The organism is Dyadobacter flavalbus (assembly GCF_006149045.1).
Lineage (GTDB): Bacteria > Bacteroidota > Bacteroidia > Cytophagales > Spirosomataceae > Dyadobacter > Dyadobacter flavalbus.
This window is the reverse complement of sequence record NZ_VBSN01000071.1, coordinates 145,854-164,839: the sequence shown is the minus strand read 5'-3', so window position 1 is coordinate 164,839 and position 18,986 is coordinate 145,854. Positions and strand designations below refer to the sequence as shown.

Here is an 18,986-nt window from a genome sequence, read left to right as displayed (position 1 = left end):
TTTAGTTTATTTTGTGATTTGTACGGTCTTGCCGTTAGTCAGGTTCAGCTGGCCTGTGGTCACCACCTGATCACCGGCCGAAAGGCCTTCTATTACTTCAATCGTATCGCCCATATCGCGGCCTACTTTGATTTTCCGCTGATTGGCTACATTCCCTTCCACAACATATACATAAGGGTTTTTGATACTTTCAACCAGCGCCGAGCGCGGGATCTGCAACGCTTTCTGGTTGGAGGTCCGTGAAAAATCCACATTTACAAACGTTCCGGCTTTCAGCCCGGCATTGTTGGCCAGCGTAATTTCGACCGGGTAATTATGCTCGTCGGTGCCTTGCGGCGAAATGAACGAAATACGTCCGCTGAATTTTTTGCCCGGAAAAACATCCGCCGAAAGGCTGACGTTCTGCCCTACTTTCAGGCTGTAAACGTCGCTTTCATTCACCAGTACATTTACTTTCAAACGGTTCACATCCAGCACCGTTCCGAGAACCGTTCCTGGCGACACGTACTCACCGGGCTCAATATTCTTGGCAACAATCTGACCGCTGATCGGCGCTTTTACATTCGCATCCTGAATCTGCTTCCTGATCTGATCCGCCTGGTTCACTGCATTCTCGTAATTGTATTTCGTTTCGTTCACCTGGATTTCGGTCGTCGCATTGCCGGCCAGAAGGGTGTTATAACGTTTCACATCCTTGTCCAGTTTGTCAATGCTCAGTTTGGTAGCTTCAAGGGAAAGCTCTTTCAGACGGTTGTCGAGCTGCACGAGCACGGCACCTTCTTTTACAAAAGAACCGAGTTCATAATTCACTTTGACAACCTGACCGCCCGTGGTGGCGGTAATACTTGCCTGTTTGAACGGGATCAGATTTCCGGTTTTAACAAGCTGCTGGGTAACGGTACCTTCTTCAACCCTGGCTACGGTTACCGGAATGGCAACGTTGGTATTGGTCGGGACCTGATTTTTTTCATCTATCTTCTTTTTGTTGGAAGACAGTCGGAAGCCGATTAGCGCAGCAATCGCCAAAATAGCTACAACGACGAAGATGGTTGACTTTTTCATGATGTTCGTTCGAATGCTCAGAGTTGATTGTAAAATGATAATAATGTGCCCTGTGACTGTTCCAGATCGAGGCGGGCCTGATAAAAATCGATCAGCGAATTGATATAGTTGGACTGGGCCTGACGGTAAGAATTATCCGCATTGATCAGGTCACTCAGTGCTTTTACACCTTGTTTATACTGCAGTGTGGTAATATTGTAAACTTCCTGTGCCTGCTGCACGGTACGCTGGTCGTTCTGGACCGTAATCTGCGCACGCTGCAGCTGCGACTGGGAATTGTTGAACTGCAGCTGAAAGGCCGAAGCGTTCAGCCGCTGCTGTTCCTCCTGCGTCATGACGGTCAGTTTTTGCTGGTTGATCTGCGCATCCCGCTGCAATCCGTCGAAAATCGGTACTCTTAAGGAAAGCCCTACACTTCCGAACCCGTTGAAGTTTCTGAATGCGGCACCGAAGTCATTGGCGAATGCCAGCGTACCGTAACTAGCCGATGCGCTCAACGTAGGCTGGTAACCGGCACGAATGCGTTCGAGCTGCAGCCGCTGCAATGCAATATTGGTTTCTCCCTGCTGGTAACCAGCCAGATTATTCACATCAAACTGCATGTTTCCGGCTACCGGGACCTGGTCCTGCGGCAGAGAATCTGGCAAAGTAATCTGCTGGTCCTGTGCAAGTCCCATTTGATACTTCAGCCGGTTTAGCGCAAGGTTAAGATCGTTTTCCGCAACCGAAAGCTGTGAACGCGTGTTGTTGTAAGTAACTTCCGTGTTCGTATAATCCACCGGCTGGATCACGCCGTTGTCGCGCTGCAGTTTCAGGACATCGAGTACCTGTTGTGTACGTTCAAGGTTATCGCGCAGCAGCCCGATCTGCTGTTTGGCCACAAAGACCTGATAATAATTGCTGGTGATATTGTAAATGATATCTTCCTTGGTCTGGCGGCTGTTCAGTTCGGCGAGCTGCTGATTGGGCTTGTTGGCTTTAATCCCAAGAAGCAGTGCTTTGTCATAAATGACCTGTGTAGCCGTGGCGCTTACATTGGTCTGGTATTTCTGGCCAAATGCAATCCGGGTTGGTTCCGGACCAAAAATCCCGGCTGGTATCACCGAAGTCTGCAGTTTGATATTGTCCGTAAAATTTCCCGTGCCGCTGACCTGCGGCAAATACAGCCCCAGTGCCTGACGAGCCTGCTGATCGGCTGTTTGCTTCTGATAATCCGCAAGCCGCACTGTCCCGAAATGTTCGAGGCCGTAGTCAATGCACTGTTTCAGCGACAAGCTTGACTGGGCATTTCCCTGCACTGCGCCAAACAGGAACAAGGAAGACAGTAAAACAAAAACTCTTTTCATAATTGTAAGAATCAAAGAAAAAATAATATTGTTGACGGCTCTATGGTAGAGGTATCAACTATATGGATAAATGTTAACTTCTTAGTATAACTGTCACTTTATTCAGCAATCGCGTCAAGGTTTCCACTTCCCCGGGTTCCAGCTGATCCGTTACCAGCTTGTCCATGTTACGGGCCGTTTCAGAAACCTGTTCAATTATTTTTTTTCCTGCCGGTGTCATTTCAATCAGGTTTTTACGGCGATCCGAAGCATCCGAAGTCACCCTCAGATAGCCGTCACGCACCAATGTTTGTATGGAGCGCTGAATGCCTGCCTTGTCTTTCTGTAACGCATTGGCAATATCCTGCTGCGAATAGAGTTCGTCAGCTGCATGCACGATGAACAGTACCGGCAGTTGTTCCATTAACAAGGAAAAGCTGGTTTTTGCCAGCTCACGGTTCCCCTTTTTAGCAAATAAATGTGCAACACGATTGATATTGAACATCACCAAGGCCCCCATTTGCTGCTCAATCTTCTCCTCAAATTGTTTTTCTCTGTCAGTCATTGCAGTAAAATTATATGCAAATATATAATAGGTTGAGTTATCAACCAAATATTTTCATAATAAAATTTTCAGGATTAAAAGGACCGACATAACAACCAATTACACCTAAACGACTTTCACGTTCCATTGACAGCCTTGGCAAATTTGCCGGATATTCAACATTCCTTCAAAAAGCCGCGTATACGATTTTAAACAGTTATACTTCACCGCTTAAAAACGTCGCCCTGACGAACCGAGATGAAATCCATTCTTTGCTTATTACTTTCGGGCTTCCTTTTCACATCCTGCAAAAAGGCAGAAAAGCCAGCGAAATATGGCTCAAACAACGGAAAGTATTTAACCATATACGGCACAAGGATTTACTACGAGGAGTATGGACAAGGCATTCCTCTGCTGCTTCTTCACCCCGGACTGGGCACTATCGAAAACCTTTCCGGCATCATACCCGAACTATCCCGGCATTTCCGGGTAATTACTCCGGATGCCCCCGGTCACGGCCGATCCGAACATGCAGACAGCCTGAGCGGAGAACTGCTGGCCGATTACTGTTCTCAGCTTATTGACCAGCTAAAACTCGACAGTGCCTATGCAATGGGATGGAGCATGGGTGGCAACACGTCGTTGCTGCTGGCAGCAAACAGGCCGGACAAAATTAAAAAAGTGGTCAGTGGCGCTTCCAATTCCAGATCAAGCGGACTGACCCGAGAGGCGCGTGAACTTTTAAAGGAATACACGGTAGAAGCTGTAAAAGAAGATAAGGATTGGCTGGAAAATTATCAGCGAATAAATCCAGAACCCGAAAAATGGATCAGATTCTGGCAGGAAAACCAGAAAATGTGGGAAAGGGAAATTAAAATACCGGATGAAAAATTGGCTCTAATTCATATTCCCGTACTCATCATACGCGGAGACAGAGACATGATCAAACTGGAACACAGCATGGCACTCTATAAAGCACTTCGGTTTGGACAATTGTGTGTGTATCCCAATACCGGCCATGAAATGCCCGATGAAAAAGGAAAAATACTCTCCGGAATCGCTATTGATTTCTTCAAGGAAAAAGCGCGCCCGAAATGATGCAGGCGAACGTAGCTGAATGCAAATAGACCACAATCTGCAAGATTTTTCCTTTCGATTTATTTTCTTATTCATATAAATTATACCTGTATCTCTATATTTATTTGATTTACTTGTATTTTACCTTCGTTTATTTATTATTTTCTTATTAATTGCAGTTGCGGTTTTATCATCATGAACGATTGATGTATGCTATCGTAAATCAAGCCGGCAGAATCAGGCGTAAAAATCTTTTTTTATTCCTGCCTGCGTTACTGAAGAATATAATACCTGAACCAAATAATTAACCTTTAAAAACGCCACCTTGTACACCATTACCATTTTTCACAAGAAATTTTCAATCAACTCACCTTTTCCGGTTACTATAGAAAGAGTAAGTATTCTGAAAAGGGTGCCGCAAAGGATGAGATCAGCAAATCGGCTTTTGTTTCTGATTTGCTGTTGCCTGCTCATTCAGTTCAGGACCAATGCGCAGGTGAAAAGCGCTCAGCCAACACCCGCTTCGAAAATGGAAGCTGGCTCTGGCCTGCTGCCGCTTCCACAGAAAGTGGAACTGACAAAGAAAATGTTCAAGATCGGCAGTAACTGGACCATTGCGCTGGACCCATCTTCGGTAAAAGGACAGACCGTGACAAGCCTGTCGGAAGGCATGAGGGCGGCCGGCCTTCCACTTAAAATTACACAAGGCAAAGGTCAGGCGGGAAAGCCCGCCATTCGGCTGGTCATCCGCGAAGGAGCGGTAACGATCGGAGCCAGCGTCGATACAAACCGGACTGCACTGGCCCGACAAGCTTACCAACTGAGCCTGAAGACTGACCAGATCACGATTACTGCCAATCACGCACAGGGTTTGTACTACGGAATACAGACATTTTTACAATTGCTCCGGATGCAGGCTTCCAAAATGCAGCTTCCGGAAGGCGAAATTACAGACTGGCCCAACGTGGAAGTCAGGATGATTTACTGGGATGACGCGCATCACCTCGAAAAGATGAGCGCATTGAAGCGGATCATCAAACAGGCTTCAACTTACAAGATCAACGCATTTTCAATAAAACTGGAAGGCCATTTTCAATACAAGTCCGCACCCGCGATTGTAGAACCCTATGCCCTGACCGCCGCGGAATACCAGGAACTGGCCGACTTTGCCAAAGCACATTTTGTCGAACTGGTGCCTTTTCTGGATGCCCCGGCACACGTTTCCTTTATCCTGAAACACCCTGAATACCGCAAGCTGCGGCTGCTTGACGACATCAATTATCAGTTCTCGGTAACCAATCCGGCCACTTTCGAACTGCTGGATGCCATGTTCAGCGAACTCATTCAGGCAAGCAAAGGCAGCAAGTACATTCTGCTTTCTAATGATGAAGCTTACTACACTGGAAAAGCACCATCTGAAAAACAAATGGCCGACAGCCTTGGCGGAAACGGAAGGTTACTGGCGTGGTTTATCAAAAAAATGGCCGACAGGCTGCATGAACAGGGACGCACAGTGCTCTTCTGGGGTGAATTTCCATTAAGAAAAGAAGATATTACTTCACTGCCATCGCATCTTGTCAATGGCGTTTACAACAAGGCTATTGCATCGGATTACAAGAACCACGGAATCAGGCAGTTTGTCTATACCGCTACACAAGGCGCTGAGCCTATTTTTCCCAATTATTATCCGCTGCATACCAAAACGGCAGTTATGGCAGACGGAAGCGATCGCTCTTCGGGACGGGTAGCGGATATGATGAAAGAAATCAATACTGCTTTCTCCGAAAACCTGTCATCTTTCATGGGCGTAATCATTGCAGGCTGGGCCGATGCAGGGCTGCATCCCGAAACATTCTGGCTGGGATACGCTACGGGCACAGCCGCCGGCTGGAACAATATAAACCTGTCGCCTGCGGATGCCTCCGCCCGGTTTATGAATGCCTTTTACGGGCCTTCGCAAAAGGACATGGACAGCGTTTACCGGGTTCTCAGCGTACAGGCCGAGTTTCATACCGAAAGCTGGGACTGGATAGAATCGCCCTGGCGAGCACCAATCAAGGGAAATTCGGACAGCCTCTTCGTTCATCCCGAAAGAGACCAGACATTGCCCATGCTGCCGGTGCCTAAATCAGGTACGCTCGCCATCGACAAAAAGGATTATCCGGTAAATGCACAACGCTACGCAACGGCAAAATCATTGATTCCGCGCAACGAATATGCACTTCAGCTGATCCGGAAAAACAAATCACTTGCTGTAACGCAGCTTTACAACCTCGAAGTACTGGAATCGGTTGCGGCGATCTGCGGCCAGAATCTCAGGATGCTGGTTGCCCTGAATCAGATTACGGATATGCTCGCGAAAGCTTCATCAGCTGCCAGTGCAAATCCGGCGGTGGCTGTGGGCCAACTGGACGCTGCCATGGAATTGGTGAGTAAATTGAAACAGCAGCGCGACAGTACGCTCAATCTGGTTACGAAAATCTGGTATAAAGAATGGCAACCACTTGTTGAACAAGCCAACGGGCGGACGTTTTTACAACAGGTGGACGACATTAAAGATCATCAGCCGGTACGCACAATTGATCTTAGCTACCTGATTTACAGGGAACTGAACTACCCGCTGGATCAATGGTGGAACGACGTAAAGAAAGTCAGGAACGATTACGCACAGCAGCACCGGCTGCCATTAATGAACAAGCAGTTAAACTGGCAGCAGTACAAGTAGCAAGCTGTTTGCCCCTGCCCGTACCTACATTATCCGACTATCAAAGAAACAATGCTTCCGAACCTTGCTTTGGAAGCATTTTCTTTTTCTACTGTTCCAAATCAAGAAAATTTTACAAAAACCTCCGTTATCTTTCTTTTTAGTTCGTTAATATTATTTTTTTCTTATGAAAAGATTTTATATTTAATAAAAACATTATATTTGTTTCGATACCTTTCGATTTGATCATTTCTAGACCACTAACCTTCCATAACTTATGGGAAAAAAATTGTTTACTGAATGTTATAATAGTTTCCGCAGCGCATGCGGAGTGGCTCCGGGATTACGCCTTAAAGTGCTGATCCTGCTTTTCTGTTGTACGACGGGATGGGCTCAGACTTCCGGCAGGGCCAATCTGGTTACTGTAAGTGGCCAGGTCACCGAAAAAGCGACCGGTCAGCCGCTGGTCGGCGTATCCATCCGGGTCAAGCAAAGCACGGAGGGTGTTGTTTCTGATGCCAGCGGCAATTACAGGATTCAGGTGCCTGGAAACAGCACCCTTTTGTTTACGTATATCGGATACAGTGATTTGGAAGAACCCGTAGGAAACCGTTCCACCATTTCACCACAGCTGGAATCCGGCGACAAGGCGCTGAATGAAGTTGTTGTTGTTGGTTACGGAAGCCAGTCCAAGCGGGAACTGACAGGCTCCGTAGCTTCGGTCAATTCGCGGCAATTGCAGGACCGCGCGGTGGTTTCATTTGGTGAAGCGCTGGCCGGCCAGATGGCAGGCGTTCAGGTGCAGCAGACTTCTGCAGCGCCGGGCGGGGGCATTTCTCTGAAAATCAGAGGTACAGGCTCCATTACGGCAGGCAATCAGCCTTTGTATGTGGTCGATGGCGTGCCGCTGGACAACTCCGTCAGTAATGCATCGGCGCAGGGCGGTGATATCGGCGACCAATCTCCGGTAAACCCGCTGGCAAGTATCAATCCGGGTGATATCCAGTCTATTGATGTGCTTAAAGATGCGTCGGCAACGTCCATTTACGGATCTCGGGGTTCCAACGGTGTCGTACTGATCACAACCAAGCAAGGCGCTGCGGGCAAATCGCAGATCAGCCTCAATGCCAGCTACGGTTTTCAGGAGATTGCGAAAAAGGTTGGAATTATGAGCAATCAGCAATATGCACAGCGGCAAATCGACCAGAGGAATACCGACTGGGTACGCGCAGGCGGAAAAGTTACTGACCCCAACTCGGTAAGAAGCGGTCCGCAATTCAAAATCCCCGAGGAATTCAAGAATGCAGCATCTTTGCCATTCACCGACTGGCAAGACCTGCTTTACCGGAAGGCCCCGATGCAGAATTATCAGCTGTCGGCATCCGGCGGAACGGAAAATGCAAGGTATTACCTTTCCGGCAATTACCAGAATCAGGAAGGTATCGTCATTAATTCAGGCTTCAAAAAATATGCGTTCAGGCTCAATGTGGATGCAAAGGCATCGGAAAGGGTAAGAGTCGGCTTCCGGATTGCACCGTCTTACACGAACAACCGGATTGCAACCACCGGCGGTATCCAGGATTACGGCGCGGTAGCCACCACGGTGATGTCGGTTCCCGGTCTCTATCCTGCCAGAAATGCAGACGGCACCTACTCTACTTCCTACACGCTGCATTACGACGACGGCACCACGCAGAATATCATTTACAACAATGCGCTGGCTTTTGGCGAGGGAATCAAGAATACCATGAACCAGTTCAGCACCGTCGGGAGCTTGTTCACAACCATTGATATTTTGAAAAACCTTCAGTTCAAAACAAGCATCAATGCGGATGTCAACACGTTCAGCAATAATAAGTTCTCACCTTCATTCATCAGTGTGAACCCTTCGTACGGTCGTTCTTATGCGGCCACGAACATCAGCTGGATCAATGAGAACACATTGACCTACAACAATACGTTTGCCGAACGGCATAATGTCAATGTACTGGTGGGACTGACAGAACAGAAGTCGTCCTTTAACTCCACTGCAGTCAATGCCAATTCATTCCCGAACGATCTGGTGCCTACGCTGAATGCAGGAATTGTAACGGGCGGAAGCTCTCTCCGTTCCCAGTGGACGCTCCTTTCATTGTTAAGCCGGGCAACTTACAATTTTGAAGAAAAGTATTTTTTAACGGCCACTTTCCGCCGCGACGGCTCGTCCCGTTTCGGCTCGGACAACAAATGGGGCAATTTCCCATCCGCATCTGTTGGATGGAGAATCGGTCAGGAAAAATTCATGGCTGATGTAGCTGCTGTAAGTGAATTGAAGCTGCGCGCCAGTTATGGTCTGATCGGAAACAACCAGATTCCTGACTATGCCTCCGTCGGATTGATCTACGGCAGCAATTACATTTTAGGATCGGGCGACGGCTCCATCGCCAGCGGCCTGGCGCAGGGCTCCCTGGGCAATGCAAATCTCGGATGGGAAAAAGCCAAAGAAATGGATTTGGGACTTGACCTGGGACTTTTCCAGAACCGTATTTACCTGAATTTCGATTATTATAACAAACTGACGTCGGACCTGCTGCTGAATGTTCCTGTACCGCTTTCGACCGGTTATGAAACTGCGCTGCGCAATCTTGGAAGTCTCCGCAACAAAGGCGTGGAAATTGCACTGGAAACCAGAAACTTCAAGACAGATAAATTTACATGGACAACCAACGCCAACATTTCCTTCAACAGAAACAAAGTTGAATCGCTCGGAGCCGGCGGCACACCGATTATTGTCGCCAACCGTGCCCAGGAAAATTCCTTGACGCATATTACTCAGATCGGCAGTCCGCTGGGAAGCTACTATGGCTATATCTTTGACGGTGTCTACAACACACAGGACGAAGTGAACGCCTCGGCGCACTTGCCGAATACTTATGCCGGTGATGCCAAATTCAGGGACCTGAACGGCGATGGAACGATCAACGACCTTGACAAAACCATAATAGGCAATAACCTTCCGAAGTTTACTTACGGGATGACAAACAACTTCACGTACGGGAACTTTGACTTCGGGTTTTCATTGCAGGGCGTTCAGGATGTGGAGGTAATGAACCTTACCAAACGCAGCGCCTACCGCAATAACGGAACGATCTCTGTCAATTACTGGCGGTCGCCGGAAGAGCCGGGTGACGGCAGAACGTTTGGTGCGGGCAGCTCGGCCAACAACCGCACCATTTCATCCTATCTCGTGGACGATGCCTCATTCCTGCGCATCAGAAACGTTACCATTGGTTACAGATTTGGCAAGATACTGAATGGAACGATTCTCAGAAATGCAAGGGCGTACGTGAACATCCAGAACCTGCATACGTTTACCAAATATTCCGGCTACAATCCGGAGGTGAATACAACCGAAGGGGACCCCTGGATCTCTTCTGCGCTCACACCCGGTATCGATTACGGCACTTACCCGATGGCCAGAACGATTGTATTTGGCCTTAACCTTGGTTTCTGATCCAATTAAACCCAGATCAACCTTAAACATTGATTGACATGATCTCAAAGAATATAAAAATAGCGGTCGCACTGGTTATCCTGGCATTTTCAGGTACGTCCTGTGATGATTTTCTGGAATCAAAACCCATTTCCCAGATCGGCGAAACGGACTTTTTCAAAACGGAATCCGACTTTACCCAGGCAATCGTGGGTGCTTACTCCGCCTTTTCCCAGGTGTATTCGGGCAACGGGTACTATCCCCTGCTGGTCGATCTGCGTTCTGATAATACCAGCGAGCTTGTCGCCGGCGCATCGGGAAACGATGCAAAAAGGAATATTGATGAATTCCGGGAAACAACCGATAACGAGCATCTCACTGCATTCTGGCAAACCAGTTATAACCTGATTGCAAGAACCAACAGTATCCTTGTCCGAATCGATGACTCACCCGTATCGGAAAACCTGAAAAAGCAGTACACCGGCGAAGCACTTACCATGAGAGCACTCGCCTACTTCAACCTTGTGCGGTTATTCGGCGGCGTTCCGCTGGTAACCGAGCCCGTAACCGATATCGATGCCAGTTACAATGTAGGCCGCGCCTCCGTTCAGGAAGTATACGCACAAATTGAAGCCGACCTTGCAAAGGCGGAAGAACTGGTACCTGTTTCTTACGACGATTCCAATGTAGGCCGGGCAACAAAGGGCGCGGCGCAAAGCCTGCTCGGACAAGTATATCTGACACAGAAAAAATACGCGGAGGCCGCTGCGGAATTCAAAAAAGTGGTTACTTCCGGAACGTACAGCCTGCTGCCTGTATATGCGGACCTGTTCAAGGCCGGACAGCAGGGAAATCCGGAGGCGATCTGGCAGGCACAGTATAAAGGTGCAGCAAACGGTCTTGGCTCGAACCTGCCGAACCACTTTGCACCAACCGGTTCCGAAGGAATTACCATACCGTCAGGCGGCGCTTACGGATTTAATCAACCGACGGACGATATTGCTGCTGCCTATTCCAAAGGGGATGTACGCCGGAACAATATTGCTGACGGTTACACAATCGGCGGTTCCTTTGTTGCCGCCAAATATGTCCGCGGTTATGTGGAACGCGAAACAGGCGGCGGTTACGCCGACTCGGGAGCCGACTGGTACGTGATCCGGTATGCCGATATTCTACTGATGTATGCGGAGGCGCTTAATGAAGTCAATAAAGGCCCGGTTGCCGATGCTTACGCCGCAATCAATCAGGTTCGGAAGCGTGCAGGACTCAGTGACCTGACCGGCCTGACATACGAAACGTTCAAGGCAGCAGTTTACAATGAAGAAAGGCTGGAATCACCGTTTGAAGGACATCGCTGGTTCGATCTCCTTCGTACCGACCGGGCAATTTCGGTCATGAATTCAAAAGTATCCGGCCCTGGCAAAAGTACCGTAGGCATTTCGACACCGATACAGCCTTACCAGCTCCTCTACCCGATTCCGGCATTGGCAGTAATTACCAGCAGTCCCGCAATTGTGCAGAATGAAGGGTACTGATACGCTGGCCTGTTTATAAAAGGCGTTTGTTTGGCAATCTCGATAAATACAAATCTTCAGGCAAGGGCTGGTGGCAGCAATACCACCAGCCTTTTTTTATTTACAGGTTGGAAATATTGGCACAGTAATTTACCGGTCCATAAAACGCAGCTGATCAGGACCATTTGCCTGCACCTTTTTAAAAATCGCCATCATGAAGATTTACGAAGACATGCCTGAACAAAGAACAACTTTAAAGCCCGAAGAAATTGATCGTGTTATTGAAATGGCATGGGAAGACAGAACGCCTTTTGATGTAATCCAAACGCAGTTTGGATTAAACGAACAGCAGATAATAGCATTGATGCGCAAGGAAATGAAACCCAGCAGTTTCAGGATGTGGCGCAAGCGTGTGCATGGCCGGGTTACAAAGCATATGAAATTATCGGACATACCCGATTTCCGCTTCAAGTCCAGCCTGCAAAGACAAATAACCGCAAACAAGATCAGCAAACGAACCTAGATTAAAATCAAAGGCGTGCGTCAAGCCTATTTCTGAAATTCAATTTCAATGGTCAGATTACCTGAAATTGGTCTTTTATATGGCTGATATTGTAAGAAAAGCGAGTCACCGGAAAGGCCGGATATGTACATCAAAGTAGGATTTGTTATTGGAAGCAAAAAGACAGAACCATGTTGTGAGAATGCCGTGTCAGGCGAAATTCTGACAATTGCGGTATCGGACAAGGTTTCTGTAAAGGCTATTCTGGCAGTAACAGCTGATTTTTCATTCGGAATGGCAACAACCGTATCACGATGCACATTGGCAATTTTTACATATTGTATAACGGGAGGTTCTGCCGGCCGGTAATTATCACAGGAAAACAGCGCAAAACCGGAAGTCGCCACAAGCCATATTCTCACTGCTTTGATGCAATTTTGAAATAAACGGACAAATTGTAATTCAGGCAAAGTAAAATCGGGTAAAACAGACATAACTTGCACGTTTAAAGTTTGTAACCACCAGTTTTAAAATGCGAATATCATTAAAATTCTGACACATTCATGAGTGTCTTCTATGACTAAAGTACTGATGTAGAAAATGTATTCTTTCATCACTGACCGTAAGATTGACCAAACTTTTTCTCGGGAACGAAGTCTGATTAAGGTAAAAAAGAATAGTGAAAAATACTTTACAAATTATACATATAAGTACCAGCCAAACGGTTATCCGAAAAGTGTAACCATAACCACGGATGTTCCACTTTCCACGGCTTACACGCTGAAATTTCTGTATCAGTAGCAGCAGCTAAGTGCAATGAAAGGATCAGTATCGGATAATTACAACAAAATCATAACTTATAAAAGGCATCAAGTTGGCTGTCAGGGCCGCCGGTAAGCTGCTCCATGTTATTGCTGCAAAACAGGCCAATCTGTAATTTCTTACCAGTTGACTCATAATATTTCCGAACCATCTCGAATACCGTTCGCACATCTGAAGAATTGAGCTGAAGAAGAACAGAAACCATATAATGATCCGGTTCCCAAAACTTGGTTTCCAGATGTTTGAAACTGCCTCCGCCCAGATCACGATAAGGGTAATCAGGCACCTTTGCGACTGTAAGCCCAAGCTTTTCAAAATCAGCAATCAAGGCGGTCGCCAATTTTGCATTTTCTGTGCCCGTGTAACCAATTGAGCCAAAAATCAGGTTCTCAGGAGTTGGGTACACTGTCGTTATCTTACTGTTGAAAAACTCGTTGGACGGAATTTGCAAAGTGTACTTTTCTGGATCTACGATCAATGTTGACATAACTTTTCGGTCATCTACTTGCAGGATGAATCGATATGTTCCTTGCGTCAGTTCACTTTCCGGAATGAAAACGTCGCCGCGCGAAGTACATTCGTCGCCCCAGGGACCGGGATATATCTGACATTTTCCTTTTGAAACGGTTTCCCGAAGCTGTATCAGGATTTCTCTTCCTTTAATCCTGTATTCAAATTTAAACTCGAATTTGTCACGTTGCGCCTTTGCACTCATGAAGCTCAGCAACAAGTACCGGCCCTTGTCCCGTCCGGCGGTATGATGCCAGTACAAATCCAGTCCGGTATTTCCGGCAAATTGCAGTCCGGGGTCTTTGTCTTTACAGCTAACGCAAACAGAAATGATCAAAATTTGGAGAAAGCATGAAATTCGTTTCATAGGTTCGGATGAAATAGATGCTTTCCGGTGACAATAAATGACGTCAAAAGGTTGTCATAAAATAAAGATGTTTGACATACCGGACAAAAAGGACGGATATAATCCAGAATCATATAATTGTCCGAATCCTAGTCGTGCTTTGAAGCAGAGACTTACCGCAGAACAATTTGAATCTGATCAGGTATTTTGTGTCCTTGCTGCTGCTCATCAAACTTGCTGGTTGTAATTTACTCCGATTTCAATGTCTTTGCGGGGTTCGTCAATGCGGCTTTTATGGCCTGAGAACTGACAGTGACAAAGGCCAGTATGACTGCAACCATGCCGGCCATTGCAAACATCCACCACTCCATTTCGATCTTGTAGGCAAAATCATTCAGCCACTGCCGGGTTATGTACCAGGCCACGGGCGAGCCAATGACAATGGCAATCAGCACCAGTTTGATAAAATCCTGAGACAGCATGGCGACAATACTTCCTACCGTAGCGCCCAGTACCTTGCGTACCCCGATTTCCTTCGTGCGCTGTGCAATGGTGTAGGACGACAAACCAAATATGCCCAGTGAAGCAATCAGGACAGCCAGCATCGAAAAGAAGGTTGAAACCTGCCCGAAAACACGGTCATTTTCATACTGCTCGTTGAACTTGTGGTCCATGAAAAAGTAATTGAAATTGTTGCCGGGAAAAAAGGCGTCATATTTCTGCTTCACCTGTTTGACGGTTTCATCTGCCTCAGGCGCATTCATTTTCATGGAAAAGAAACCGCCCATGGAGTAAAACGGAGCAAAAACAATCGGCTCAATGGCATGCTTCAGCGATTGCTGGTGAAAATCACTGACAACGCCCACAATTTCCCATTCTCTGCCGTTCACAACATATTTCTGGTTCACTGCCTCGTCTGCACTTCGGAATCCGAGCAGTTTGGCAGCAGCCAGATTCAGGATTGTATGCTTCACTTTACTGCCATCGACATTTGAATCCGTGGACAGGAAGTTGCGGCCTGCCAGTTTTTTAATTTTATAGGTTTCAAAAAAATCAAGATCCACGGCCATCGTACTGAAGGTCACGCCTTGTTCTTCACTGGAACCCACACGTTTGATATTAAAGCTGCGGCCCAGCCGGTTGCCGAAGATGTTGCCGGATGCGCTCGCCTGCTGCACGGCCGGAATGCGTTCCAGCTCCGTTTTGAATGCATTGATACGGTCAATGGCCGTTGAATCCCAGCGCGTGAGCTCCGGCCCGCGCACAACCAGAACCTGATCCATATTGAAGCCGAGTTTTTCTTCACGCATGAATTTCAGCTGCCGGAAAACAATGAACGTTCCGACGATCAGGATAATGGAAGCAGTATACTGAAAGACCACGAGCGATTGCCGCACCCAGATTCCTTGCGACGATCTTTTAAATGTTCCTTTCAAAACCTGGATCGCTTTGAAACCCGATAATGCAAAGGCCGGATAAAAGCCGGAAAGCAGAATGCCCGCTGCGAAAACGACTGCAAGAAAGGCCGGCAGATAATGGCCGCCAAATCCCGCTCCCGCAAGCAATGACAACGACAGAGGCTTACCGATAAGCTGATTGAGCGTCGGCTGCAAGAGGATCGTCAGCACCACGGCCAGTACTGCAGCAATGAGGTTAAGCAGGATGGATTCGGACATAAACTGCCAGATGAGCTGCGAAGAAGTAGCCCCGGCCACTTTCCGGACCCCTACTTCCCGTGCACGTTCAAGCGAGCGGGCCGTAGACAGATTCATGTAATTGATCCATGCGATAACCAGAATGAAAGCAGCAATGACAAGCATCGACCAGACTGCCTTTCCGTTATTGATCCTGCCGATTTCATATTCGAAATCCGAGAAAAGATGTGCGCGGTACAGCGGCTGCAGACTAAATTCTTCAACACTGCCCGAAACCTTGTCGCCTTTGAAATGGCGGCGGCTGAAAGCCGGAAGTTTCCGTTCCAGTGCCGCCACATCCGCGCCGGGCCGGAGTTTGACATAATGCCACATATCCGAATTTTCAAAGCTGGTCTTTACCCATTCGCCCCAGGTTTTCGCCAGCGTTTCATAAGACATCAAAGCGCCGAATTCCAGGTGCGAAGCTGCCGGAAAATCTTTCATTACGGCCGTGATCTGATATGGCTCGTTATCGGTGTCCACTTTCAAGGTCTTGCCGATCAAACCGGCATAATCCGGAGCGGAAACGTTAAAGATTTTTTTTGCATTGCTTTCGGAAATCACAATGGAGCGTGGCGCTTGGAGTGCCGTTCTCGCATCGCCGGCAAGCAATGGAAAAGTGAACATGGACAGAAACTGCGGGTCTGCATAAATTGCCTTTTCCTGAAAAATCCGGTTGTCTTTCTGAAGATTGAAAGTACCCGCATTGCCCAGCGTCGTTACGCTTTCAACTTCACTGAAGTCACGAAGCATGGCCGGACCGACTGCCGGATAAGTAATGGTACCATGCTGCACAAGCCTGCCCTGCTGAAATCGATCATTTGCAATGCGGTAAATGCGCGATCCGTCCTGATGAAACTGATCAAAACTCAGCTCAAAGCTCACATATTGAAGAATCAGCAGGCAGGCTGTAATGCCGGTAACAAGGCCGGTCAGATTCACAAGCGAAAAAGTTCTGCTTTTCCACATACTGCGCATGGCGATTTTGAAGTAATTCCGAATCATATCAGGTTTTTAAAGGTTGGCTTTATCAGCAAATTGATAATAGTATAAAACCAAGTGCCAGATTTGAAATACAGCTTTGCAGCGCGTATGGCCAGGTTACTGCTTCTGACAATGTTCGAAAATGAACAGCAGTACTTTCTTGCGGACAATATTCCAGGCAGTACTCTTATCAGCAACTGCTCTTCCTTTTTGTATTTACCGGCGCGGATAACAGCCTGCCTTCGGACGGCATGGTGCGTGTATTGACAAAACTACATGGAGAGTACTGAAAGCATTTCCTGTTCAACCGATAAAAAGCGTCCCTGTGAAACTGTTTGGCAGCTTCACAGGTTTTGAACAACACTTATTTTCTTGCAAACTTTTCGAGTTCGGAGTTGAATTTATCCATTTCCTCCAGAAACAATGCATGACCGCCTTTTTCAAATCTTACGAGGTACGAGCCCGGAATGGCTTTATGCAATTGTTCCGCCTGAGTGAAGTCACATAATTTGTCATTTACACCATGGAATATGGCGACGGGCATTTTGATTTTTGCCAGCTGCGGACGCAGGTCAAGGTCGCGCAGTGCCGTAATCGATTGGGTAGTTGCGTAAGGTGACGCATCCAGATTGATGTTTTCAAGCCATTTGATTGCTTCCGGGGACAATCCGCCCTCCTGGCCGGCAAACCCTTTTCCAAAACCGGCAACCAATTGCTGTCTGTTGGTCTTGGTCTGCAGGATCAGCGCATCTGCGTCCTGATCCGATATGCCGTACGGATAACCTTCCCGTTGTTTCCACGACGGGCCCGAAGAGCCGAACAATGCGAGCTTGCCGACATGCGCTCCGTTGTATTTGGTCACGTAATGGATCGTTACGGCGCTGCCCATGGAAAAGCCTCCCAGGACGGCATGCTCGATCTTCAGTTTTTCCAGCACGACTTTGATATCATCTGAAAATGTATCAAAATCGTATTTCCCGTAAGGTCTGTCGGATTTGCCAAAGCCACGAAGGGAAATGCCGATTACCCTGAAACCTTTATCAACCAGATACTGGTACTGATACTCATACATTGCATTGTTTAGCGGCCATCCGTGGATAAGTACAACGGGCTGGCCTTCGCCCAGGTCTACAACATGGAGCTTAACGTTCTTTTCTACTTCAATGTACTCTTCTCTTCCTGATGATGCGGGTTTGCGCGTCTGGGCAAATACAGATTGGCTTTGGATCAATGTCAGGAGCAATCCGATGGTCAGTGCAATTGTTTTCATGTGAACAGCAAGTTTAAGTTTAAAGGATAGACAGCTAACAGCTAGCTGGTTGTGCTTGATTTGACATTGCAAAGTTGGCATCAGGAGCAGCAGAAAAGAATGGATAAAAGGCAAAGCACCTTGTACATTTTTCCCTGACGCTGTGCTGACGTGCATGGATACGAAAAAGGCACAAATGGCGAAATGTACATGACTGTTCAACTTTTGTTCATTCTCTCCTGTCTTCCAGCCTTCCAATTTTGCAGTCAGTTCAGGGGAAAGCGGTTATGTGTCCGCACCCGTTATCATGAATCATAAAAAACATTATGAAAAGACATCAGAACCGCACATTGGGTGCATTTGAAAAAAACATTCAACGGGAATACAAATATTGCCATACGCCTTTGCCGATTCAACAGGAATAAATTTATCCCTATCCGAATCGTAAATCCCTACTTGTCAGTACCCGGCATACTGCCGAAATTTGTCCTGAACAAACCCGTAAAGTATATGGACCTTCCTACTGAAAACGAGCTGGCCGGCAAAATTGCGCTGGTGACCGGAGGCAGCAAAGGAACCGGCAAAGCCATTGCCGAACGCCTGCTGAAAGCCGGTGCAACGGTGATCACAGCAAAAGCCTGTGGAATGAAGTTGCACGCAAAATACGTGATCGACGGCGGAACCATGCCCACTGGATAGCTACGCATTTACCTGATGTATTTTCAAACAAGGACCCATTTTTTGTAACCAGATATCAGAAATCATGAAACTTCCTGACAACATGGAAGGCCAGATAAAGGCGCAAAACAATTTGGACAGCTCCGCATTTGCTGCGTACTTTACAGAACAAGCCACCGTTTCCGATGAAGGATCATCCTATACGGGCAGAGCCTAAATCGAGCAATGAATCCAGCAGGCAACTGAAAAGTATCACATGCAGTTGAAACCAGTTGACTTTACCCAGACCGGCCAGACGGCCAAGCTTAAGGCGGAAGTCACCGGCACGTTTGAAGGCAGTCCTGCCATCATGCAGTATTACCTTGAACCGAACCATACATTCATCCGCGCACTAAGGATTTCAGGGTAAAAACAGCCTTCTTAGATTTGCAGGAAATGCTCCGCGCAGGTGCGTACTTTACAATCGAGCATCCTGCAAAACCATTACAAGTTATGCTTCGTAT

At 47.4% G+C, this 18,986-nt stretch carries 15 protein-coding genes; 8 read left to right on the top strand and 7 right to left on the bottom strand.

The genetic code is table 11. The annotated features are described in order from the left end of the window. Positions 1-6: 6 nt before the first annotated feature. From FEM33_RS23740 to FEM33_RS23730, 3 genes are all read right to left on the bottom strand, one after another. Positions 7-1,062 carry an efflux RND transporter periplasmic adaptor subunit gene (locus tag FEM33_RS23740; RefSeq protein WP_139014463.1) on the bottom strand — a complete coding sequence of 352 codons (1,056 nt, stop codon included), beginning with the start codon at positions 1,060-1,062 and terminating at the stop codon, positions 7-9. A gap of 17 nt (positions 1,063-1,079) precedes the next feature. Then, positions 1,080-2,408 (bottom strand): TolC family protein, encoded by a 1,329-nt coding sequence (locus FEM33_RS23735; protein ID WP_139014462.1) that lies wholly within the window; start codon positions 2,406-2,408, stop codon positions 1,080-1,082. Positions 2,409-2,481: 73 nt separating this feature from the next. Next, a complete protein-coding gene (locus tag FEM33_RS23730; RefSeq protein WP_229214384.1) occupies positions 2,482-2,952 on the bottom strand; it encodes a MarR family winged helix-turn-helix transcriptional regulator in 471 nt (156 codons plus the stop codon). Positions 2,953-3,189: 237 nt separating this feature from the next. On the opposite strand from FEM33_RS23730, the gene FEM33_RS23725 reads away from it, so the two are divergent. The 5 genes from FEM33_RS23725 to FEM33_RS23705 all read left to right on the top strand — a co-directional run bounded on the left by FEM33_RS23725 (position 3,190) and on the right by FEM33_RS23705 (position 12,221). Further along, positions 3,190-4,029, top strand: coding sequence for an alpha/beta fold hydrolase (locus tag FEM33_RS23725; RefSeq protein WP_139014461.1), 840 nt, complete (start codon positions 3,190-3,192; stop codon positions 4,027-4,029). A gap of 403 nt (positions 4,030-4,432) precedes the next feature. Further along, positions 4,433-6,733: a glycoside hydrolase family 20 zincin-like fold domain-containing protein gene (locus FEM33_RS23720; RefSeq protein ID WP_139014460.1), complete on the top strand. Its 2,301-nt coding sequence runs from the start codon at positions 4,433-4,435 to the stop codon at positions 6,731-6,733. A gap of 256 nt (positions 6,734-6,989) precedes the next feature. Further along, on the top strand, positions 6,990-10,205 hold the full coding sequence (locus FEM33_RS23715) for a SusC/RagA family TonB-linked outer membrane protein (protein ID WP_139014459.1): 3,216 nt from the start codon (positions 6,990-6,992) through the stop codon (positions 10,203-10,205). 38 nt (positions 10,206-10,243) lie between these two features. Then, complete coding sequence (locus FEM33_RS23710) at positions 10,244-11,719, top strand: RagB/SusD family nutrient uptake outer membrane protein (RefSeq protein ID WP_139014458.1); 1,476 nt, start codon at positions 10,244-10,246, stop codon at positions 11,717-11,719. Between the two features lie 193 nt (positions 11,720-11,912). Further along, positions 11,913-12,221 (top strand): TIGR03643 family protein, encoded by a 309-nt coding sequence (locus FEM33_RS23705; RefSeq protein WP_229214383.1) that lies wholly within the window; start codon positions 11,913-11,915, stop codon positions 12,219-12,221. Positions 12,222-12,247: 26 nt separating this feature from the next. Here the strand turns inward: FEM33_RS23705 and FEM33_RS23700 are convergent, their stop codons facing one another. The 4 genes from FEM33_RS23700 to FEM33_RS23685 form a co-directional block, all read right to left on the bottom strand. Further along, positions 12,248-12,694 carry a hypothetical protein gene (locus FEM33_RS23700; protein WP_139014457.1) on the bottom strand — a complete coding sequence of 149 codons (447 nt, stop codon included), beginning with the start codon at positions 12,692-12,694 and terminating at the stop codon, positions 12,248-12,250. Positions 12,695-13,050: 356 nt separating this feature from the next. Next, entirely contained in the window at positions 13,051-13,899 is an 849-nt protein-coding gene (locus tag FEM33_RS23695; protein ID WP_139014456.1) for a hypothetical protein, read from the bottom strand. Between the two features lie 227 nt (positions 13,900-14,126). Beyond that, positions 14,127-16,577, bottom strand: coding sequence for an ABC transporter permease (locus tag FEM33_RS23690; RefSeq protein ID WP_139014455.1), 2,451 nt, complete (start codon positions 16,575-16,577; stop codon positions 14,127-14,129). A gap of 343 nt (positions 16,578-16,920) precedes the next feature. Next, a complete protein-coding gene (locus FEM33_RS23685; RefSeq protein WP_139014454.1) occupies positions 16,921-17,826 on the bottom strand; it encodes an alpha/beta fold hydrolase in 906 nt (301 codons plus the stop codon). Between the two features lie 489 nt (positions 17,827-18,315). On the opposite strand from FEM33_RS23685, the gene FEM33_RS26930 reads away from it, so the two are divergent. From FEM33_RS26930 to FEM33_RS26805, 3 genes are all read left to right on the top strand, one after another. Beyond that, positions 18,316-18,504 (top strand): SDR family NAD(P)-dependent oxidoreductase, encoded by a 189-nt coding sequence (locus FEM33_RS26930; protein WP_310588836.1) that lies wholly within the window; start codon positions 18,316-18,318, stop codon positions 18,502-18,504. 64 nt (positions 18,505-18,568) lie between these two features. Next, on the top strand, positions 18,569-18,700 hold the full coding sequence (locus FEM33_RS26890) for a hypothetical protein (protein ID WP_262712006.1): 132 nt from the start codon (positions 18,569-18,571) through the stop codon (positions 18,698-18,700). Between the two features lie 39 nt (positions 18,701-18,739). Further along, complete coding sequence (locus FEM33_RS26805; RefSeq protein WP_229214382.1) at positions 18,740-18,892, top strand: hypothetical protein; 153 nt, start codon at positions 18,740-18,742, stop codon at positions 18,890-18,892. The last annotated feature ends 94 nt before the right edge of the window (positions 18,893-18,986 follow it).